We start from the raw sequence: 20,047 nt of genomic DNA on the forward strand, positions 1-20,047 counted from the left end.
ATGAAAACCACCGTATTTACCGATTATCACATCGCCGCAGGGGCCAGGATGGCCGAATTTGCGGGTTATAACATGCCCATCGAGTTCACGGGCATCACCGACGAGCACATGACCGTGCGTCAGGGTGCGGGCGTCTTCGACGTGAGCCACATGGGCGAGATCTGGGTCAAGGGACCCAGGGCCGAGGCGCTGCTGCAGCGCATCACAACCAACGACGTGTCGAAGCTCTACGACGGCAAGGTGCAGTATTCGTGCATGCCGAACGGCCGCGGAGGCATCGTCGACGACATTCTGGTCTACCGCATCGACGCCCAGACCTACATGCTGTGCGTCAACGCCGCCAATATCGAGAAAGACTGGGCGCACATCTGCCGCGTGGGCGGCGAGGAGTTCGGCATGGAGGCCGGAGCCGGCAAGGAGCTCTACAACGCTTCGGACGAGATCTGCCAGCTGGCCGTACAGGGACCCCTGGCCATGAAGATCGTGCAGAAGATGTGCACGGAGCCGGTCGAGGAGATGGAGTACTATACGTTCCGCAAGATGGAGGTGGCCGGCTGCCGGGCGATCCTCTCGATCACGGGCTACACGGGTGCCGGAGGCTGCGAGATCTACGTGGCCAACGAGGATGGCGCCCGGCTGTGGAAGGCCCTCTGGGAGGCCGGTGCCGAGTACGGACTGAAGAATATCGGTCTGGGAGCGCGCGACACACTGCGCCTGGAGAAGGGCTTCTGCCTCTACGGCAACGACATCGACGACACAACCTCACCTATCGAGGCGGGGCTGGGCTGGATCACGAAGTTCGCCGAGGGGAAGAATTTCATCGACCGTCCGCTGTTGGAGCGCCAGAAGGCAGAGGGCGTTGCACGCAGGCTCGTCGGGCTGAAGATGGTCGGGCGAGGCATTCCGCGCCACGGCTACGCGCTGGCCGATGCCGAAGGGCGTGCGATCGGCCACGTCACCTCGGGCACCATGTCGCCGTGTCTGAAGGTGGGCGTGGCGCTGGGCTACGTCGAGACTCCCTTTGCCAAAGTCGGCACGCAGGTTGATGTCATCATCCGCGAGAAGCCCGTGCGCGCCGAGGTGGTGAAGATTCCTTTTGTATAACGGATTACCAAAAAACGCATAGAAAGATGAAAACCGAATACCTGGGACTCGAACTTTCGAGTCCGGTCGTTGTGAGCAGTTCGCCCTACACGTCGAACAAGACCCATATCGAGGAGTGCGTACGCCACGGGGCGGGCGCCGTCGTATTGAAGTCGATCTTCGAGGAGCAGATCTACCGTCAGGCCGCCTCGCTGGACAAGATGGAGGGCTACGGGGATGCCGGCGAGTATCTCGAACGCTATCTGGGTGACGCCTACAAGGCCGAACTGTTGCAGCTGGTCAAGGATGCCGCCGCCCTGGGGGTACCCGTCATCGGAAGCATCAACTGCATCGGCACGGGCGAGGCGTGGATCGACTACGCCACGTCGATGGAGGCTGCCGGAGCCTCGGCCCTCGAACTGAATATCTTCGTGCTGCCAACGGACCGTCACGCTTCGGCCGCGCAGATCGAGCAGCACTATGCCGACATCGTGCGCAAGGTGGCCTCGGCGGTGAAGATCCCCGTATCGGTCAAGCTCCCGATGCGGTTGACGAACGTCCTCTCGACGTGTGACACGCTGTTGGCCCGCGGTGCCAAGGGCGTGGTGCTCTACAACCGCTTCTTCGAACCCGATATCGACATCGAGAAGATGACTCTCCAGCCGGCCGATCCCTTCAGCGAGCCGAGCGAACTGCGCAACGTGCTGCGGAGCACGGCCCTCTGTTCGCACGTCCTGCCGCAGCTGGACGTGGCCGTTTCGACGGGTGTGCACGACGGTGCGGCGGCCGTCAAGGCGCTGCTGTGCGGCGCGAAGGCCGTTCAGGTCTGCACGGCCATCCACAAGCACGGCTATGAGGTGATCGGGCAGATCGGCCGCTTCGTCGACGAGTGGGCTGCGCGCCACGGTTTCGATACGCTGGAGTCCTTCCGCGGACGGATGGACTACGGCTCGTCGCAGGGCGAATTCTTCCAGCGCGTACAGTACATGAAGTATTTCCCGCACGACGTTGAGTAGGCGCCGTCTGCGGCAGGAAAAAGCGGAGATCCCCGAAAGGATCTCCGCTTTTTTGTCGGGGGGGGGGGAAAAGGGTCCGCCGTGCCGGTATCGCCTGCGGCCCCCCCCCTCTGTTGTTTTCGGTGCTTCAGCCGGTAGTTCTGTGTCTCGGCGCTATTCCCCGGCCACGGGTTTCTCGAAGAAGTAGGGGGCGTAGCGGTATCCGCACCGCTCGTAGATCTTGCGGAGATTCTCCATGCGGCGGCGGAAGTCGTTGATGTCGCGGCGGTCGTATGCCCATCCCACCTCGGCCAGTGCGGCGATGCGCGGCAGCACCATGTGCTGGACGTGGGCCAGCGAGGCCATGTACTCGGTCCAGATGTTGCCCTGTACGCCGAGGATGTAGGGGCGCTCGGCCTCGGTCAGCTGATCGTAGGGATCGAGCGAGTAGGCCTTCTCGACCGAAACGTATCCGCCGATTCCCCACGGTTCGTTGCCCAGGGGTTGCTCGGTCTGATAGTAGTCCAGATAGCAGTGGGTGTTGGGCGTCATGATCACCTTGTTGCCCGAACGGGCTGCGGCGATGCCTCCCTTGGCGCCGCGCCACGACATGATGGTGGCACTCTTCGAGATGCCTCCCTCGAGGATCTCGTCCCAGCCGATCAGGTGGCGTCCGTGCTCGTTGAGCCACTTCTCCATGCGCAGGACGAAATAGCTCTGCAGTTCGTGTTCGTCCTTGAGCTTTTCGTCGCGAATGCGCTTCTGGCAGTTGGGGCAGATCTTCCAGTTATCCTTCGGGCACTCGTCGCCGCCCACGTGGATGTATTCCGAGGGGAAGAGTTCGATCACCTCGGCCAGCACGTTCTGCATGAACTCGAAGGTTGAGTCCTTGCCGGCGCAGAAGACCTCGGGGAAGACACCCCAGTGGGGCTGCACCTCGTATCCTTCGCCGGCGCAGCCCAGCCAGGGATAGGCTGTCAGAGCGGCCGAAGCGTGGCCCGGCATCTCGATCTCGGGAACCACGGTGACGAACCGTTCGGCGGCATAGGCCACCACCTCGCGGATCTGTTTCTGGGTGTAGTAGCCGCCGTAGGGGATGCCGTCACAGGCCGGCGAGTTGTGTCCGAGGACCGTCTCGGCGCGCTGCGAACCGACGCGCGTCAGTTCGGGATAGCGGTGAATTTCGATGCGCCAGCCCTGATCGTCGGTCAGGTGCCAGTGGAAACGGTTGATCTTGTGCAGGGCCAGCATGTCGATGAAGGTCTTGACATCGTCGACCGAAAAGAAGTGGCGGCAGCAGTCGAGCATCGCCCCGCGGTATCCGAACGAGGGGGCATCCTCGACCGTCACCTCGGGGAGCGTCGCGCCATACTGGGTCAGCAACTGCCGCAGCGTCTGCAGTCCGTAGAAGACTCCGGCCGGCGCTCCGCCCCGGATATCGACACCCTGCTTCGTAATGTCGAGCCGATAGGCCTCTTCGCCGAGCTTCGGATCGATGGCCAGACGGATATTGCCCTCGGGCTTCTCGACGACCTTCAGCGCAAGATTCGCTTCCCGGGCAATCTGTCGGGAGAAGAGCTCCGCGGCACCGCGCAGCGCCTTGTCCGAGCGTGGAATGCTGATACGGCTGTCGGCCGTCAGGGTGACGGCTTTCGAGCCGTTGCTGGTGACCTGTTGGGGTACGGGAACGATCGCGGGCTGATCTGCCGCCGCGAAGCCGGACCCTGCCAGAGTGAGCGCAAAGGCCGACAAAAGGAATTTTTTCATCGTTTGTTTTATTGGTTCAGATTAGTGTGAAGCTCGGCTTGGTGTCATGCCGGCCGTCGGCCGCAGCAAAACTTCATAAAGGTACGCTTTTTTAGGTAAAATCCGTAAGAAATTCCTCCTTTTTGTCCTTCGGACCGCATTTTCCCCGGGCGAGAGGCCCGTTTCCGGGGCAGCCGTTGCGTGGTCGGGTCTTTGGACGGCGGTCTGTGCGGATCCTCTCCTGTCGGAGTCGCTCTCCCTGCCCGCGTCCGTGAGCTTTCTGTTTGAAGCGGATTCATCCGGGAGGTCTTTTGTCGGAGTCTGCCGGGGACTGCCGGTCCGAAATGCGGCGGTTCGGTTATAATCCGGATGTTCGGATCTCGATGTCGAACAGGTGGTCGAAACGGTCGCGCAGCAGCTGCGCGTCGTTGATGATCCGTCGCAGCTCGTCAAGACGTCGGGCATTCTCCGAGGGGACGATCCACAGCCGCAGGTAGCCCCCTTCGGCATATTTTCCCCGCAGATGTCCGGCACAGCGTGCAAAGTGCCCCTCGCGGTCGAGCTCCGGGTAGTGGGCCAGGCTGTACTGGATCGTGCGGCGGAGGACCGTCTCGGGGTCGATCTGTCGGTCGGCCTCGGCAACGATGCGTCCGTAGATCGAACGCGGGGCGTGATCCGATGAGGCGCGGTGGTCCTCAACGGCTTCGCGCATCGTGCGGATCTCTTCTTCCGGGAACCAGCGGCGCAGTTCCGGGTCGGCTTCGAGAATGCGCCCCGCGTCGAGGTGGTGGTGCTCGCGGCCGTTGACGAGTCCCGTATCGTGGTAGGCGGCGATCGTGTAGACCATTTCGGCGTTGACCTCGCAGTCGGCGGCCAGCGTCAGGCTGCGGTCGATCACCGCGCGTACGTGGTCGAGGTTATGCGCCCGGTCGAACGTCCGGTAGCGGGGGATGATCTGTTGCTCGATATAGTCGCGGAGTTCGCGGCGGATTTCCGGTTTCATGGCTTCTGTCTCTTTTGCCGGTTGGTGTACAAAAAATCCTTCGGAACCGACCGAAGGATTTTTTGTGTGTGGTGTTTCGAATTTTTCGAGGGTTTTCCTATTTGCGAGTTTCGGGGGATTCGTTCGTTTCTGTCCGGTTCCATTGTTCGGCTCTTGCATCTCCCGGTCCCTGCATCGCCCCGGCTCTTGTATCGCCCGGTCCCTGCATCGTCCCGGCTCTGTATCGCCTGCCCCCCCCCTTGTTCGGCCCCTCCGGGCTACTTGGCGTAGGCGACGGCGCGGGTTTCGCGGATGACGGTGATCTTCACCTGGCCCGGGTAGGTCATCTCGTCCTGGATCTTCTTGGCGATATCGTGCGAGAGTCCCTCCGATTCCTGGTCGGAGAGTTTGTCGGCTCCGACGATTACACGCAGTTCGCGTCCGGCCTGGATGGCGTAGGTCTTCACGACGCCGGGGTACGACAGTGCGATATCCTCCATCTCCTTCAGACGCTTGATGTAACTCTCGACTACCTCGCGGCGGGCTCCCGGACGGGCTCCCGAGATGGCATCGCAGGCCTGGATGATCGGGGCGATGAGCGAGGTCATCTCCACCTCGTCGTGGTGGGCGCCGATGGCGTTGCAGACCTCGGGGCGCTCCTTGTATTTCTCGGCGAGCTTCATGCCGATGATTGCGTGCGGCAGTTCGGGCTCGTCGTCGGGCACCTTGCCGATATCGTGCAGCAGACCGGCACGGCGGGCGATCTTGGGGTTCAGACCCAGTTCGGAAGCCATGATACCGGCCAGGTTGGCCGTCTCACGGGCGTGCTGCAACAGGTTCTGGCCGTAGGACGAACGGTATTTCATCTTGCCGATCAGACGGATCATCTCGGGGTGCAGACCGTGGATACCCAGGTCGATGGCCGTGCGTTTGCCGACCTCGACGATCTCCTCCTCGATCTGTTTCTTGACCTTGGCTACGACCTCCTCGATGCGGGCCGGGTGGATGCGGCCGTCGGTGACGAGCTGGTGGAGTGCCAGACGGGCGATTTCGCGACGCACGGGGTCGAATCCCGAGAGGATGATGGCCTCGGGGGTGTCGTCGACGATGATCTCGATGCCGGTGGCGGCCTCCAGGGCACGGATGTTGCGGCCCTCACGGCCGATGATGCGGCCCTTGACCTCGTCGCTCTCGATGTTGAATACCGTGACGGCATTCTCGATGGCGGTTTCGGTGGCCACGCGCTGGATCGAGGCGACGATGATGCGTTTGGCCTCCTTCGTGGCGGTCATCTTGGCCTCTTCGATCGTCTCGTTGATATAGGCGGCGGCTTCGGTCTTGGCCTCGGCCTTCATGTTCTCCATGAGGATGTTCTTGGCCTCCTCGGTGCTCATGCCGGAGATCTGTTCGAGGCGGACGTTCTGTTCGCGGCGCACCTGGTCGATCTCCTCCTTCTTGTGCTCGAGGATCTGCAACTGGTTCTGCATCTGCTCCTTGAGACGATCGTTGTCGCGGAGCTTGTTCTCTAGGTCGCGTTCCTTGTTCTGGAGGTTCTGCTCGAGCTGCTTGGCGCGCTGTTCGCTCTGGTTGAGTTTCTGGTTGCGCTCGTTTACCTGACGGTCGTATTCGCTCTTGAGTTGGATGAACTTCTCCTTGGCCTGAAGGATCCGCTCCTTCTTGATCATCTCGGCTTCGGCTTCGGCCTCCTTGAGTGCGGCATCGCGGCGTTTGCGGATCGTGTTCTTGACGACGAAGTTCGTAATCACCGCGTAAATCGCAATGGCGACCACTGCCGAGATGCAGGCTACCAAAATGGTGGTATACATTGGTCTTTACGTGTTTTTAATTTATAAATAGGTGTTAGTTAGTAAATTCAAAAAAAAACCGCATAGCTTCCTTAGTCTCGTTTGACGAATCTGCAAGATAGGTCATGTGTGGGGGCTCCGAGTATCGCAATCTTCCAACGGTGCGCCGTAACGCACTCCCCAATGCGGGTAGTAAGGCCTGATTTTGAAGCATCGGGAGTTGCCCCAATATAAAAAGTGTTCAGTTTCGCAAAGCTTTAAGGAATCTATGCGGGTAGATTCTGATATGTAAAAAGAACGTTGTCGAGGTTGGGCGCGGTTCGTATGCCGCCTGCGGCCCCTCTTTTTGCTATCGGTTCGGGTTTCCGGCTTTCGGGCCCTCCGTTTCGGATCAACCCTTTCGGCCGGATTCCTCCGGTAATTTTTCGTCTCGTCTGTCTCCTCTCTTCGTCTTTCTTTTTCCTCCTGTTCGTCCTTCCCCTCAGAGCGTCCTTACGACCTTCCCTCCTTCTCCGTCTTCTCCGTCTTCTCCCTCCTTCTCCGTCTTCTCCCTCCTTCTCCGTCTTCTCCCTCCTTCTCCGTTGCCCCGTTGCCCCGTTGCTCTTTTGTTGCCCCGTTGCTCCGTTGCTCCATTAGCCCCCCTGGAGGCCCCCTCCGGTCAGAGGGTGTTGAGGTAGGTGTCGATGTCGGAACTGATCTTCTCGAGGTGTTTGAGATCCTCGTTGTCGAGTTCGCGGCTCTGTCGGATGCTGACGTTTGCGATGGCGAACTTCAGGGCGGCCATGGCCAGGTAATCCTGCTCACCCCAACCCTTGATGTTCTGCTGCTTGATCAGCGCGACATAGGAGTTTACCTCTCTTTCGGCCAGACGATAGGCCTCCTCTTTTCCGCTTTCGATGTTGAAAGGGTAGCTTTTGCCGGCTATCTTGAGGGTTATCGCCTGTTTTGCCATTTTCTGTTTTTTTATATTCGTTTCGTCTCGGGTTACGCTCTACTTCCCGTTTTTGGCCGATGGGGCATCGGGGAGTGCGGCGGATTGGCCCAGCAGTGCGATGCACTTGTCAACCTCCCGCATCAGTCTGTTGACACGTGCCCTCGCCTTTTCGCGATTCGGACCTCCGCCGGCAAGACCTTCGGCAAGCTGCATCCTGGCTACCTCGGCATCCAGAATCCGGATCCGCTCCTCGAGCGAACGCTTCTCGATGCGCAGGGCATCGCGTTGGGCGGTCAGCTCGCTGCAGCGTTCGGAAAGCCTTTTGTGGTCGTCGATCAACTGCCAGACACGGGCTTCGATGTTCGTTATCACGCTTTTATCGGCCATCGGTGTCGGTATGAGTCCGTTTTGCTTTTTCAAAGGTAAGCAAAAAAAGGATAAAACACAAATTATTTTATTTGCCGATGGGCGAAGCGTAGAGATCGTAGTCCTCGGCCGCGTCGATCCGCACGCGGTAGAAGTGGCCCTTGAGCAGCCGTTTCTCTCCGGCCGGGATGAGGATCTCCTGGTCGACCTCGGGCGAATCGTACTGCGTGCGGCCCACATACCAGTCGCCCTGGCGCGAGTCGATCAGCACCCGCTCCTCGCGTCCCACGCGGCGGCGGTTGTTCTCGAGCGAGATTTCGTTCTGCAGCGCCATGATGCGCTCGACGCGCTGCTGCTTGACCTCCTCGGGGACGTCGTTGCGGAGTTTCTCGGCCGACCAGGTCCCCTCCTCCTCGGAGTAGGCGAAGACGCCGAGCCGCTCGAAGCGCACCTCGCGCACGAAGTCGAGCAGCTCCTCGAAGTCGGCCTCCGTTTCGCCCGGATAGCCCACAAGCAGCGTCGTGCGCAGCGTCAGATCGGGGATCGCCGCACGTAGTTTGTGGATCAGCTCCAGCGCTTCGGCCTTCGTGTGGCGGCGCAGCATGGCCGAGAGCTGTGCGTCGGAGATGTGCTGGAACGGGATGTCGAGGTATTTGCAGATCTTGGGCTCCGAGGCCATCACCTCGATCACATCCTCGGGGAAGGCCGCCGGATAGGCGTAGTGGAGGCGGATCCACTCGATGCCGTCGATGCGGCACAGACGGCGCAGCAACTCGCCCAGGCGGCGTTTGCCGTAGAGGTCCAGTCCATAATAGGTGGTGTCCTGCGCGATGACGATCAGTTCGCGCACGCCTGCGGCAGCCAGTTTGCGGGCCTCCTCCTCCAGCTCCTCGATCGGTACGGAAACGTGTGGTCCGCGGATGAGCGGAATGGCGCAGTAGCCGCATTTCCAGTTGCACCCCTCGGAGATCTTCAGGTAGGCGTAATGTTTCGGCGTGGTGAGGTGGCGTTCGGTCACCAGCTCGGGATCCTCCGAGGCCCCCAGTGCGCGGACGATGCCGTCCCACGTGCGGGCCCCGAAGTATTCGTCCACTTCGGGAATCTCGCGGCGCAGTTCGTCGGCGTAGCGCTCCGAGAGGCATCCGATGACGAAGAGGTGCTCGATGCGTCCGGCCTTCTTGGCCTCGGCGGCGCGGAGGATCATCTCGATGGACTCCTGCTTGGCGTCGCCGATGAAGCCGCACGTGTTGATCACGACCACCTTGGCATCCGTGCGGTCGCTGTCGAAAAGAACCTCGTAGCCCGCGGCGGCCAACCGCGCCATGAGGTGCTCGCTGTCGACGGTGTTCTTCGAGCAGCCGAGCGTGATGACGTTAATCTTTTTCATGGCCGAACAATGCGTTGACAAACTCCCGGCGGTCGAAGATGCGCAGCTGGTCGATCCCCTCGCCGATGCCGATGTAGCGCACCGGGATGTGGAACTGGTCGCTGATGCCGATCACCACGCCGCCCTTGGCCGTGCCGTCGAGCTTGGTGATGGCCAGCGAGGTGACCTGCGTGGCCTGGGTGAACTGCCGCGCCTGTTCGAAGGCGTTCTGTCCGGTCGAGCCGTCCAGCACGAGCATCACCTCGTGCGGGGCGCCGGGGATCACCTTGCCCATGACGTTGCGGATCTTCGTCAGCTCGTTCATCAGGTTGATCTTGTTGTGCAGACGCCCGGCCGTGTCGATCAGCACCACGTCGGCGCCGTTGGCCTTGGCCGAGGTGAGCGTGTCGTAGGCCACCGACGCGGGGTCGGAGCCCATCTGCTGGTGAATCATCGTGGCACCGGCGCGGTCGGCCCAGACCTGCAGCTGGTCGATGGCCGCGGCACGGAACGTGTCGGCCGCCCCGATCCAGACCTTGCGCCCGGCCTTGACGAGCTGTGCGGCCAGTTTGCCGATGGTCGTGGTCTTGCCGGCGCCGTTCACCCCGACAACCATTACCACGTAGGGTTCGCCCTCGCGGGCGTCGAGCCCGAAGTGCGTGTCCGAGCCGTGGGCCTCCTCAAGCAGCGCGGTGATCTCCTCGCGCAGGATGCGCTGCAGTTCGGAGGTATTCATGTACTTGTCGCGGGCAACGCGCTCCTCGATGCGGCGGATGATCTTCACGGTGGTCTCCACGCCGACGTCCGAGGTGATGAGCACCTCCTCCAGGTCGTCGAGCACGTCGGCATCGACCGTCGAGCGTCCGGCCACGGCGCGCGCCAGCTTCGAGAAGAGACCGCTCTTGGTCTTCTCCAGTCCGGCGTCCAACTCCTGCTGCTGCTTCCGGAGCTGCTCTTCGGAGGCGGGCGCCTCCTGCTGTTTCTTGCGGAAAATATCGAAAAATGCCATGTGTGGAATTTTTACGCGTTCATAATTGCGACAAAGATACGAAGAATGTTTGGAAAAGCGTTATCTTTGCTGCACAACCCGTACCAGAGAAGATGAAAAGAATCGCACTGCTGCTTCTGGCAGCCTTTTTCGGGGCTTTCGCAGCCTCTGCTCAGGACCTGATCGTGAAGATCGACTCGACGAAGATCGAGGCCCGGGTGATCGAGATTTCGCCCGAGAGTGTCCGCTACAAACGCTTTTCCAATCCCGAGGGTCCGACCTATCTCCTGCCCACGGCCGAGATCCACTATATCCGCTACGCCAACGGCGAGATGGAGTATTATACGCGAGCGGCGGTTCCTGCCGTACCGGCGGTCCCCGAGGCCGCAAATCCTGCCGGGGAGCCGCAGGTCGCCCCCGCACCGCTCATGACGCAGACGGCCGGCGGGCAGTATGTGCTCAAGGAGTACGAGATCGGGGAGTTGTATGATTACAACGGCGTGAAGGGGGTTGTGTGCCTGCTTTCGGATGACAAGCGCCACGGCCTGGTTCTTTCGCTCGACGAGATCTACCTCCACTGGAGCGAATTCCGCAAACCGGATCTGCGGCTGGTCGGCGCCGACGACCGGACCGACGGTGCGGAGAACATGGTCCGAGTGGCCCGCTACATCGAGGAGAACAACCTTTCGTGGGAGGATTTCCCGGCCTTCAAGTGGTGCCGCGACAAGGGCGAGGGGTGGTATCTCCCCTCGATTGACGAACTGCTGACGATCGGCCACAACTACAACGGCGGTTCGCGTCTGCACAACGACCGTCAGGCCCGCAACAAGTTCAACGAAGCCCTGAAGGATGCCGGCGGAAAACGTATGGACCGGATGGTCTACTACTTCTCGTCGACCGAGATGGATGAGAAGAACGCCTACACCTCGCACATGAGCATCGAACCTCCGTACGTGGTGGAGATTCCGAAATATAACAAGTTCCTCGTGCGGGCCGTGCACCGTTTCTGAGGCGGACCCGGGACGGATACACGGCTGCGCAGAAGAGACCTCGGCCGGGAATCGGGGGCGACCTCTCGACATGTACGGTAAGAACAGAAAAGGACGGAACGCTGTCATGCGTTCCGTCCTTTTTTGGCGGGTTCTGGCCGGATTTTGCAGAGCCGGATTTTGCAGAGCCGGATTTTGCAGAGCCGGTTTTGCCGGGTCGGTCGTGATGCGGTCGGTCGTGATGCGGTCGGGTTGCCCCCCCCCTCTCCCTTGCTGTCTCTCGGTCACCTTCCAGCCGCCATTTGGTGCCTTTCTGCCGTTGTCCTACAAGGTCCTGCCGTCAACCTGTCCCCGCCTCAGGTCCCTCTCAGAGACTCTCGATCAGGGCTCGCAGCCGGGGAATGATCACCTCCCAGGAGTAGTATTTCTCGACGTAGGCCGTACCGCATTCGGCAATTTGCCGCCGCAGTGCCCCGTCTTCAAGCAGGCGGTGCAGTTTTCGCCGGAAGTCACGCCAGTTATTGTACCACAGCGCTGCACCGCTCAACCGGCAGTGATCCTTCATCACCTCGCTTTGTCCGTTCACCAGCACGGGAATGCGTTTCTGCATCGCCTCGAGCATCAGCAGCGAAAGGCTCTCCTGGGCCGAAGGGTTGATCAACAGGGCGGCGTGGCGGATGATGGCGCTCTTCTCGGCATCGTCGACAAATCCCGTCAGAATGACCTCCCCGGAATCGGGGCGTTCGATCTCCGGATCGATGCCCCCGACCAGCACCAGCTTGACATCGCCGCCGTATTTCCGTTTGTATTTCAGAAACTCGGGGATGATGCGGCCGATCTTCTGCCGCGTGACGCGTCCCAGGTAGAGGATGTACCGCTCGGGCAGGGCGTAACGCATTCGTACGGAGTCCCAGTCGGCCGGTTCGACCTCCTCGATGCCGCATCCTACTACGCTGCCCGGCGCCATCGAACGGCCGAAGATCCGGCGGCACAACCGCTCCTCGGCCGGGGTGTTGAAGGCAATGTGGGCTACACGGGTAAACATCCCGACGCTGATGCCGTAGTAGAGCGAATGGTTGGGGTGGGCCAGCGGGATGAGAATGCTCTTTTCGGGGGCGATCGTGGCTCCGAGAACCGTCTGGCTGAAATAGTAGTTCATGAAGAGCAGGGCCTGATAGTTGTTGCCGTGGTCCCGGATGTAGTCCATCATTTGCGGCGAGTGGCCGGGCTGTGATTCGAAGGTACGGCGCTCGTCCTCGATCCCCGACGTCCAGTCCGGGTGGAGCGAGGAGATGAGCGACAGAAGACCCGCACGCCGAAGCCACAACCGGATTCTCCGTGTCCTTTTTGCCCGTTTATAGAGTTGCCGGTGAGCTTCACCGTTGATTGGCCGGGGGCTGAACCGCCGGATCGTAACCTTGTTTTCGATCGTGATGCCCTCGGGAAAATCCTGCGACCGGTCGTCGAAGACCCGCATGGTGGTGGTCAGCACCTCGACGTCGTAATAGGGAGTCAGCCGTTCGGCCAGCATGCGGCAGTGGGCTTCGGCCCCACCGTTCACCTCTTTGCCGTAACGGATGATGATGAAGGCGATTCTCTTCATGGTATGTCAGTTCAGCTCCTTGAAAAGTCTGAGCCACTCTTCTCCGATTCGTTCCAGATCGTAGTTGGTCGCCTGCAGATAACACTGTTCGCGCATCCGGGTCTGGGCCTCCTCGTCGAGCATCGCCTCCTTTAGCCGTTGGGCATAGGCCCGTTCACTGAAGGCTGGGATCTCGATGCCGGCCTGGCCGTGGCAGGTGATGCTGTGGATGGCGGCGAAGGAGTCGAAGGAAACGGGGATGGCACCGTATTGCTGCCCTTCGAGCAGCGACATGGGAAGTCCCTCGAAGTTGGAGGTCAGGCAGACGAACGTGGCTCGGCGATAGTAAGGGGCTACATTTGTTTGGTAACCCGAAAATTCGACGTGACGGAGTTTCAACCGTCGGGCCATCTTTTCCAGCTGCTCCTTTTCGTCCCCCTGTCCAAGGATCAGCAATTTCCAGTCGGGAACCGCCTGTTCGATTTGGTGCCAGATACGGAGCAGACGGTCTACTCGCTTGTCTTCGTAGCACAGACGCCCGACATAGAGGACGATCTTCTCCTTGTGAGTATGTACCGGCTCTTCGGGGGGAAGCAGCGGATTCGGGATCGACAGGAAACGTGATGCCGGGATATCATGCTTCGGGCCGAGATAATTTCGCAGCAGTTGTTCCATCTCTTGCCGATATTCGGGGCAGAGCATGACCATTCGGTCGACGTAGGGCAGGATGTTGGCATAGGTCCTCAGTGTCCGCCGTTTGGGCTTGTTGGTGAGCCGGTTGAGTGGACGGCGGATCAGCAGAAACTCCATTCGGTATCCGAAATCCTTGCGCAGCAGATCCTGAACCCGTTTGTTGCGAATGGCATAGACTTCCCACATTGGGATGCTGTGCAGGCAGAAGATTATTTTGCAGCCTACCTGGCGGCGGATCTCCTCGAACGGTGCGTTGGTGATGCCCTGGACGATCAGACAGTCGACATTTTCCTTCTTCAGTGATTCGCAGAAGGCCTGCTTGTCGACAGTTATGGCGTTGGGCAGATGAGGTACGGCATGGATCGTGAAGGCTTGCCGATCCGCCTCGGTGATAAGATCCGCGTTGAGCTGGTCGCCGTAGACCAGAATCCGATAACCGTATTTCAAGAAGAAGTGTCCCAGGTGATGGGTTACCGTTTCTCCTCCCCCTCCCGGGTATCGCCAGTTCAGAAAAGCGATAGTCTTGATGTCCATGTTGTTCACTGCTTCGGATAATTGCGTTAAAGATAGCTCTTTTTGTCGAGACTGCCAAACGGAACCGCCAAATCCTCGGCAGGGTGTGGTGAGCACGTTCCGGGGGCGCTGACGTACCGCTGGGGGAGACGGTGGGATGGCGTTGGGGTGGAGCCGTTGCCGGAACTGTCGACGGGACACGCCCCTTGCCTGCGCTTCTCGCTCCTCCCCTCCCACATATACACAAAGGGCACCTCCTTGCGAGATGCCCTTTGTATTTAAGAGAACAACTCTTAAATACGGATTATTTCTTCTCTTCGAAGAAATCCTTCACCTGGTCGTTGGCAATGATACCCTCCTTGAACATGTAGGCTCCGGTCTTGTCGGACTTGACCATCTTGATGCACTTGGTGAACTGCTTGCCTGTACCGGTCTTCAGCGTTGCGACTACTTTCTTTGCCATAGAGCTCTTCTAACTATTTGATTTCACGGTGTAAGGTTACACGCTTGAGGAACGGGTTGTACTTTTTGCGTTCGAGACGTTCGGGCGTGTTTTTCTTGTTTTTGGTGGTGATGTAACGGGACATTCCCGCAACGCCGCTCTCTTTCTGCTCGGTGCACTCGAGAATTACCTGCACTCTGTTGCCTTTCTTTGCCATGGGTTACAGTTGATTTTAGTAGACGCTTTTGGGAGCGGCAGCCTCACGCATGGCTACTGCAAGCCCCTTCTTGTTGATGGTTTTCATACCGGCGGCCGATACCTTCAGGGTGATCCAGCGGCCTTCCTGCTCGGACCAGAAACGCTTGGTTTTCAGATTGGGACTGAATTTGCGTTTGGTCTTGTGGTGGGAGTGGGATACGTTGTTGCCCACAACGGCCACCTTGCCAGTGATTTCGCAAACTTTCATGGTTCTAAAATTTTGTTAAAGCCCTTTTTGGGCTTGCAAATATACAACCTTTTCGTCAAAACGCAAAGCGCGTTGACTTTTTTTCGGTTCGGCCGCCTATTTCCGGCCGTAATTTTCCGCGATGCCGTTTTCATCCGGTGTTTTTCTGCGGCTGCTTTTCTTTTGCCCGCCGGGTCCTCTTTCCCTCTCCGCCCCTCTCTGCCGGGTTCTTCCCTTCTCTCCGCCGGGTTCTCTTTTCCTCTCCGCCCCTCTCTGCCGGGTTCTCTCCCGTTCTGCCGGGTCCTTCCCCCCCCCCTCTCTCTCCGCCGGGTTGGCGCTGTGCCGTCCGGTTGTTTATGCGGTTACTGCTCGGTCGTCGCGCCGTCGAGGGCGTCGCGCAGCAGCGAGATGGCGAAAGCACTGGCGCGGTCGATGATCTGACCGCGGTCGGTGCCGCACTGCTTGACGACGGCCCGTGTGCCGGTGGGGGTAGCCACGGCGATCCAGACCGTGCCGACGGGTTTCTCGGCCGAACCGCCCGTCGGGCCGGCGATACCGGTCGTGGCCACGGCGTAGTCGGCGTGACCTGCGCGGCGGGCTCCTTCGGCCATCTGGCGGGCCACCTGTTCACTCACCGCGCCGTAGCGGGCGATGTCCTCGGCGCGGACGCCCAGCACGTCGACCTTGGCCTCGTTGCTGTAGGAGACCACGCCGCAGTGGAAGTAGGCCGAGGCGCCCGGCAGGGCCGTGAAGCGCGAGGCAATGGTGCCGCCCGTGCAGCTTTCGGCCGTGGCCAGGGTCAGGTGGCGTTCGGTGAGGATGCCGTGGACAAGCTCCTGCATCGAGGCCGTCTCGAAGCCGATGACGTTGTGGGGGATCAGCTGGCGCAGCTTCTCGAACTGGCGGTCGATCTCGCGGGCGACGCTCTCACCCTCGACCTCGTAGGCCGACAGGCGCAGCCGTACGGCGCCCGGATTGGGCAGATAGGCCAGTTTGAGGTAGGGCGGCAGGGCATTCTCCCAGCTTTCGATGCGTTTGGCCAGCATCGATTCGGCCAGTCCGGCGGTGATCATCGTACGGTGGACGATCTGCCGCAGCGAGAAGCGGGCCTTCAGACGGGGCATCACCTCGTCCTGCATCAGGTGCTCCATTTCGAACGGCACGCCGGGCAGCGAGACCACCACGTGGCCGTCGCGTTCGAACCACATGCCGGGAGCCGTGCCGTGGGCGTTGAAGAGCACCGTGCAGCAGTCGGGGACCAGTGCCTGCGAACGGTTGAGTTCGTTGAAGTCGATGCCGCGGGCCGTGAGCATCCGCTCGACATGGTCGGCCACCGTCTGGTCGTAGTGCATGCCGCTGTGGAACATTTCGGCCAGGGTCTTTTTGGTGATGTCGTCCTTCGTGGGGCCGAGGCCGCCGGTGATGACCGTCACTTCGAACTGCTCCAGGGCGCGGCCGACGCACTGCTGGATCTGTTCGCGGTCGTCGCCGATCGAGATCTTCTCGCGCACGACGATGCCCGCCGAGTTGAGGTGTTTGGCAATGGAGACCGAATTGGTATCCACGATCTGGCCGATGAGAATCTCATCGCCGATGGTAATGATCGTTGCTTTCATGGTTTTATGCCTGTTTCCCGGACTCTTCGGGAGCCGCCTGCGCGGCGGCAGGGCCGGCCGTGCGGGGCGTGGCCTCCGGGAGCCCGGAGTCTGTATGTTCCGAATGGGGGTGCGGCCGGCCGTCGGTGTCGGCAGAAGCCTCGGTGTCGGCCGGTTTGGCTGCGGAGCTCTCCGAAACGGTGCGGGCCGCCTCGGTCTGGCTCTGCAGCCCGTCGGCGATCAGCTGGCGGCAGATGCGGCCCACGAGCCCCGGTCCTTCGTAGATATAACCCGTGTAGAGCTGCACCAGGTCGGCTCCGGCATCGAGCATCGCCCGGACATCTTCGGGGGTCATCAGACCTCCGACGCCGATGATCGGATAGGTGCCGCCCGAGCGGGTGTGGATGCGGCGGACGATCTCGACGGCCCGACGGGTCAGGGGGGCTCCGCTCAGCCGGCCGCTGCCGATCTTCTCGATCGAGGCGCGGCTCGTCTGCAGTCCTTCGCGGCGGTAGGTGCCGTTGGTGGCGACGATGCCGTCGAGCGGCGTCTCGAGCAGGATGTCCGCCACGCGGTCAACCACCTCGTCGGGCATGTCGGGCGAGACCTTGAGCATGATCGGCCGGTATTGGTTCTGCCCGCGGCGGAAGTCGAACAGCGGGTCGAGGATCCGCAGGATGTACTCCCGGGTATGGGTCGTTCCTTCGCGGCAGGCGTTGTCGCAGCTGACGTTGACGGTGAAATAGTCCACGTATTGGTAGAGGTTGCGGAAGACCTTCAGGTAGTCGGCCGATGCGTTTTCGGGGAGGGTGCTGGTGTTTTTGCCGATGTTGCAGCCCACGATTACGCCGTCGTGCGGGCGGCGCAGGTGGCGGATGGTGACCTCCAGACCGCGGTTGGCCAAGCCGATGCGGTTGATGATGGCGCGGTCCTTGGGCAGGCGGAAGACCCGCGGCCGCGGATTGCCCGGCTGGGAGCGCGGCGTGACGGTGCCGATCTCGACGAATCCGAAGCCCATGGCGGCCAGTTCGCGATAGGCTTCACCGTTGCGGTCGAAGCCGGCGGCCAGCCCCACGGGGTTCTTGAAGCGGATGCCGAAGACCTCGCGTTCGAGCGAGGGGTGCTCCACGGCATAGCACTTGTGCAGCAGCCAGCGTCCGCCGGGGATGAGCCCGATGATGCGCAGGAAGAGCACCACGATCCGGTGCGCCCGCTCGATCGAGAGCGAGAAGAGCAGCGGTTTTATAAGCTTGCGGTACATATCGCGGGCAAAGGTAGTGAAAAAACGGTTATGCTGAACGGCCCAAGTCAAAAATACTCACGCCGATAGGCGTAGTTGTCGCGCAGCGTCTCGAAGGTTTCGGGGTGTTGTTTCAGACGCGCGCTTTCGGCCTCGATGTCGTAGTGTTGCGGGATGGTGCGGCAGAGCTCCTCCCAGCTGACGGGCCGGGGCTCGGAGCGTTCGACCTGCGGCGGATACCACCCTTCGAGCGGCAGGTGGAAGTGGCGGCTCACGGCGGCTACGGCCATGGTCGTGGCGTTGGCCTTGCCCTGCATCGAGTAGCCGGCGATATGGGGCGTGGCGAGCAGCGCTCCATCGAGCAGCACGGGATCGAGCGCCGGCTCGTGCTCCCAGACGTCGAGCACCCAGCGTAGGCCGCTCTTCGGCAGGGCCTCGCCGTCGACCACCTCGCCGCGCGAGGAGTTGATCACCACGGCGCCGGGGCGCATCATCCGGAAGAGCCGGGCGTCGGCCATGTGGCGGGTCGAGGCGTCGAGCGGCGTATGGAAGGTGAGCAGATCGGCCTGCCGGGCCACCTCTTCGAGCGTCAGGAAGCCGCACCGCTCGCGCTCCTCGCGCGGCGGGTCGCAGCACACGACGCGGAAACCCCACGACTCTGCGTAGCTCTTGACCAGCGAGCCGACGTGTCCCACGCCGACGATGCCCAGTGTCCGCTCCTCGGGGCGCCATCCCTCGCGGCGCGCGAGCGTGGCCAGCACGGCGCCCACCCACTGCAGTACGCCGCGGGCGTTGCATCCGGCGGCCGTGGCCACCTCGATGCCGTGGCGGGCGCACCACGCGAGGTCGATGTGGTCGAATCCAATGGTGGCCGTGGCGATCATCCCGACGCGCGAACCCTCGAGCAGGCGGCTGTCACAGCGTGTCCGCGTGCGGATCACCAGGGCGTCGGCCGTGCGCACCTCCTCGGGCGTGAACCCCCGTCCGGGGCGGTAGCGTACTTCGGCGAAGGGTTCCAGAACGCCCTTCAGAAAGGGGATGGCTTGATCGACAATGACTTTCATGGCGTATGACGGTTTACGGCCGGGCCTCGGCGGCCCGCTGCGGGTGCGCAAATATAGCAAAATAGTCGACAGAGTGTACACGACGGTCAAAATGGCGGTTTTGTGCGGGATTTTTGCCGCCCGCCTCCGTCGGTTTGGGCAAAAATTCGTACCTTTGTCTTTCAAACGCATATTATGGAACAGAAAACCTTCGATCCGGACGGCGTAGGTGTCGCCACCGGGAGCTATTTCGGGCTTCCGTTCGAACCCGAAACCTCGGCGCTGGTGCTGATCTCGGCCCCGTGGGACGTGACGGTCTCCTACGGCGCCGGCACGGCCTATGCGCCGGATGCCATCATCGAGGCCTCGACGCAGCTCGACTTTCACGAACCGCTGGCCCCCGGAGCCTGGCGCCGCGGCATTGCCACGGCCGATATCGACTACACGATCCAGGAGCAGTCGCAGCGCCTGCGCAGCGATGCCGAACGGGTGATCGACCACCTCGAAGGGGGCGGTGAGATCGACGACGACTATGTCGTGCGCAAGATCCGCCGCGTGAACGAGGGGAGCCGTGCCCTGAATGCCAACATCGAGGCACAGGCCGCCCGCTGGCTCGACCAGGGACGGCTGGTCGGTCTGGTTGGCGGCGACCACTCGACCCCCTACGGACTGATCCGTGCGCTGGGGGCGCGCCACGCGGAGTTCGGCATCCTGCACGTCGACGCCCACCGCGATCTGCGCGAAGCCTACGAAGGGTTCGAATACTCGCACGCCTCGATCATGTACAACGTCCTGCGCGACGTGGAGCAGGTGCGGCGCCTGGTGCAGGTGGCCGTGCGCGACTTCAGCGCCACGGAGGCGGCGCTGGCCGAGGCCGACGAGCGCGTCGTCTCGTTCGGGGACCTGGAGCTGGCCGGCGGGCGTTTCCGCGGCCAGACGTGGGACGAACAGTGCCGCCGTATCGTCGCCGAACTGCCCCGGGAGGTCTACGTGAGCTTCGATATCGACGGTCTGAGCTTCGACAACTGTCCCCATACCGGGACGCCCGTCTGCGGCGGGTTGAGCTTCAACGAGGCCGTCTGGCTGCTCCATACGCTGGTCGAGTCGGGGCGGCGGATCATCGGCTTCGACGTGGTGGAGGTCTGCCCGGCCCCCGAGGGGCGCATCGACGCCATCACCGGGGCACGCATCTTGTGGAAACTCTGCTCGCTGACACTCAAGTCCAACGAATAGACCTGCC

At 61.5% G+C, this 20,047-nt stretch carries 19 protein-coding genes; 4 read left to right on the plus strand and 15 right to left on the minus strand.

Features of this window, described 5'->3' with window-relative positions; all coding sequences use genetic code 11:
- Positions 1–1,104, plus strand: a complete 1,104-nt coding sequence (gene gcvT, locus B5E60_RS04755) for a glycine cleavage system aminomethyltransferase GcvT (RefSeq protein ID WP_087309883.1) — start codon at positions 1–3, stop codon at positions 1,102–1,104.
- A 26-nt stretch (positions 1,105–1,130) separates the two neighbouring features.
- Positions 1,131–2,099 carry a dihydroorotate dehydrogenase-like protein gene (locus B5E60_RS04760; protein ID WP_087309885.1) on the plus strand — a complete coding sequence of 323 codons (969 nt, stop codon included), beginning with the start codon at positions 1,131–1,133 and terminating at the stop codon, positions 2,097–2,099.
- 153 nt (positions 2,100–2,252) lie between these two features.
- On the opposite strand, the gene B5E60_RS04765 is transcribed toward B5E60_RS04760, so the two are convergent.
- From B5E60_RS04765 to ftsY, 7 genes are all read right to left on the minus strand, one after another.
- On the minus strand, positions 2,253–3,845 hold the full coding sequence (locus B5E60_RS04765) for a beta-N-acetylhexosaminidase (protein WP_087309887.1): 1,593 nt from the start codon (positions 3,843–3,845) through the stop codon (positions 2,253–2,255).
- A gap of 337 nt (positions 3,846–4,182) precedes the next feature.
- Entirely contained in the window at positions 4,183–4,827 is a 645-nt protein-coding gene (locus tag B5E60_RS04770) for an HD domain-containing protein (RefSeq protein ID WP_087309889.1), read from the minus strand.
- Between the two features lie 257 nt (positions 4,828–5,084).
- Positions 5,085–6,632, minus strand: a complete 1,548-nt coding sequence (gene rny / locus B5E60_RS04775; protein ID WP_087309891.1) for a ribonuclease Y — start codon at positions 6,630–6,632, stop codon at positions 5,085–5,087.
- Between the two features lie 637 nt (positions 6,633–7,269).
- Positions 7,270–7,563, minus strand: a complete 294-nt coding sequence (locus B5E60_RS04780; RefSeq protein WP_087309893.1) for a cell division protein ZapA — start codon at positions 7,561–7,563, stop codon at positions 7,270–7,272.
- A 39-nt stretch (positions 7,564–7,602) separates the two neighbouring features.
- Entirely contained in the window at positions 7,603–7,932 is a 330-nt protein-coding gene (locus B5E60_RS04785) for a hypothetical protein (RefSeq protein ID WP_087309895.1), read from the minus strand.
- Positions 7,933–7,999: 67 nt separating this feature from the next.
- The gene (gene rimO / locus B5E60_RS04790) at positions 8,000–9,298 is read right to left on the minus strand and encodes a 30S ribosomal protein S12 methylthiotransferase RimO (RefSeq protein ID WP_087309897.1); all 1,299 of its coding nucleotides are present in this window, start codon (positions 9,296–9,298) and stop codon (positions 8,000–8,002) included.
- Positions 9,285–10,286 carry a signal recognition particle-docking protein FtsY gene (gene ftsY, locus B5E60_RS04795; RefSeq protein WP_087309899.1) on the minus strand — a complete coding sequence of 334 codons (1,002 nt, stop codon included), beginning with the start codon at positions 10,284–10,286 and terminating at the stop codon, positions 9,285–9,287. The genes rimO and ftsY overlap by 14 nt, the downstream gene beginning before the upstream one ends.
- A gap of 92 nt (positions 10,287–10,378) precedes the next feature.
- Between ftsY and B5E60_RS04800 the strand changes: the two genes are divergently transcribed.
- Complete coding sequence (locus B5E60_RS04800) at positions 10,379–11,275, plus strand: hypothetical protein (RefSeq protein ID WP_087309901.1); 897 nt, start codon at positions 10,379–10,381, stop codon at positions 11,273–11,275.
- 346 nt (positions 11,276–11,621) lie between these two features.
- Here B5E60_RS04800 and B5E60_RS04805 read toward each other — a convergent pair whose 3' ends face one another.
- The 8 genes from B5E60_RS04805 to B5E60_RS04840 form a co-directional block, all read right to left on the minus strand.
- A complete protein-coding gene (locus B5E60_RS04805) occupies positions 11,622–12,857 on the minus strand; it encodes a glycosyltransferase family 4 protein (protein WP_087309903.1) in 1,236 nt (411 codons plus the stop codon).
- 6 nt (positions 12,858–12,863) lie between these two features.
- The gene (locus tag B5E60_RS04810) at positions 12,864–14,063 is read right to left on the minus strand and encodes a glycosyltransferase (RefSeq protein ID WP_087310087.1); all 1,200 of its coding nucleotides are present in this window, start codon (positions 14,061–14,063) and stop codon (positions 12,864–12,866) included.
- Positions 14,064–14,346: 283 nt separating this feature from the next.
- A complete protein-coding gene (locus B5E60_RS04815) occupies positions 14,347–14,505 on the minus strand; it encodes a DUF4295 domain-containing protein (protein WP_087309905.1) in 159 nt (52 codons plus the stop codon).
- A gap of 13 nt (positions 14,506–14,518) precedes the next feature.
- Positions 14,519–14,701, minus strand: a complete 183-nt coding sequence (rpmG, locus tag B5E60_RS04820; protein WP_087309907.1) for a 50S ribosomal protein L33 — start codon at positions 14,699–14,701, stop codon at positions 14,519–14,521.
- Between the two features lie 15 nt (positions 14,702–14,716).
- On the minus strand, positions 14,717–14,950 hold the full coding sequence (rpmB, locus tag B5E60_RS04825) for a 50S ribosomal protein L28 (RefSeq protein ID WP_087309909.1): 234 nt from the start codon (positions 14,948–14,950) through the stop codon (positions 14,717–14,719).
- A gap of 341 nt (positions 14,951–15,291) precedes the next feature.
- The gene (locus tag B5E60_RS04830) at positions 15,292–16,545 is read right to left on the minus strand and encodes a competence/damage-inducible protein A (RefSeq protein WP_087309911.1); all 1,254 of its coding nucleotides are present in this window, start codon (positions 16,543–16,545) and stop codon (positions 15,292–15,294) included.
- Between the two features lie 4 nt (positions 16,546–16,549).
- On the minus strand, positions 16,550–17,785 hold the full coding sequence (locus B5E60_RS04835; protein ID WP_087309913.1) for a quinone-dependent dihydroorotate dehydrogenase: 1,236 nt from the start codon (positions 17,783–17,785) through the stop codon (positions 16,550–16,552).
- 47 nt (positions 17,786–17,832) lie between these two features.
- Positions 17,833–18,828, minus strand: coding sequence for a 4-phosphoerythronate dehydrogenase (locus tag B5E60_RS04840; protein WP_087309915.1), 996 nt, complete (start codon positions 18,826–18,828; stop codon positions 17,833–17,835).
- Between the two features lie 174 nt (positions 18,829–19,002).
- Between B5E60_RS04840 and B5E60_RS04845 the strand changes: the two genes are divergently transcribed.
- Complete coding sequence (locus B5E60_RS04845) at positions 19,003–20,040, plus strand: agmatinase family protein (protein ID WP_087309917.1); 1,038 nt, start codon at positions 19,003–19,005, stop codon at positions 20,038–20,040.
- Positions 20,041–20,047 lie beyond the last annotated feature (7 nt).

This window comes from Alistipes sp. An116, from assembly GCF_002161005.1.
GTDB lineage: Bacteria > Bacteroidota > Bacteroidia > Bacteroidales > Rikenellaceae > Alistipes > Alistipes megaguti.

Coding starts and splice junctions, on each gene's coding strand:
- B5E60_RS04780 (WP_087309893.1), bottom strand. CDS start 7,563: ATGGCAAAACAGGCGATAACCCTCAAGATAGCCGGCAAAAGCTACCCT.
- B5E60_RS04800 (WP_087309901.1), top strand. CDS start 10,379: ATGAAAAGAATCGCACTGCTGCTTCTGGCAGCCTTTTTCGGGGCTTTC.
- B5E60_RS04810 (WP_087310087.1), bottom strand. CDS start 14,063: ATGGACATCAAGACTATCGCTTTTCTGAACTGGCGATACCCGGGAGGG.
- B5E60_RS04805 (WP_087309903.1), bottom strand. CDS start 12,857: ATGAAGAGAATCGCCTTCATCATCATCCGTTACGGCAAAGAGGTGAAC.
- B5E60_RS04760 (WP_087309885.1), top strand. CDS start 1,131: ATGAAAACCGAATACCTGGGACTCGAACTTTCGAGTCCGGTCGTTGTG.
- rpmG (WP_087309907.1), bottom strand. CDS start 14,701: ATGGCAAAGAAAGGCAACAGAGTGCAGGTAATTCTCGAGTGCACCGAG.
- rimO (WP_087309897.1), bottom strand. CDS start 9,298: ATGAAAAAGATTAACGTCATCACGCTCGGCTGCTCGAAGAACACCGTC.
- rpmB (WP_087309909.1), bottom strand. CDS start 14,950: ATGAAAGTTTGCGAAATCACTGGCAAGGTGGCCGTTGTGGGCAACAAC.
- B5E60_RS04785 (WP_087309895.1), bottom strand. CDS start 7,932: ATGGCCGATAAAAGCGTGATAACGAACATCGAAGCCCGTGTCTGGCAG.
- B5E60_RS04770 (WP_087309889.1), bottom strand. CDS start 4,827: ATGAAACCGGAAATCCGCCGCGAACTCCGCGACTATATCGAGCAACAG.
- rny (WP_087309891.1), bottom strand. CDS start 6,632: ATGTATACCACCATTTTGGTAGCCTGCATCTCGGCAGTGGTCGCCATT.
- gcvT (WP_087309883.1), top strand. CDS start 1: ATGAAAACCACCGTATTTACCGATTATCACATCGCCGCAGGGGCCAGG.
- ftsY (WP_087309899.1), bottom strand. CDS start 10,286: ATGGCATTTTTCGATATTTTCCGCAAGAAACAGCAGGAGGCGCCCGCC.
- B5E60_RS04840 (WP_087309915.1), bottom strand. CDS start 18,828: ATGAAAGTCATTGTCGATCAAGCCATCCCCTTTCTGAAGGGCGTTCTG.
- B5E60_RS04830 (WP_087309911.1), bottom strand. CDS start 16,545: ATGAAAGCAACGATCATTACCATCGGCGATGAGATTCTCATCGGCCAG.
- B5E60_RS04835 (WP_087309913.1), bottom strand. CDS start 17,785: ATGTACCGCAAGCTTATAAAACCGCTGCTCTTCTCGCTCTCGATCGAG.
- B5E60_RS04845 (WP_087309917.1), top strand. CDS start 19,003: ATGGAACAGAAAACCTTCGATCCGGACGGCGTAGGTGTCGCCACCGGG.
- B5E60_RS04815 (WP_087309905.1), bottom strand. CDS start 14,505: ATGGCAAAGAAAGTAGTCGCAACGCTGAAGACCGGTACAGGCAAGCAG.
- B5E60_RS04765 (WP_087309887.1), bottom strand. CDS start 3,845: ATGAAAAAATTCCTTTTGTCGGCCTTTGCGCTCACTCTGGCAGGGTCC.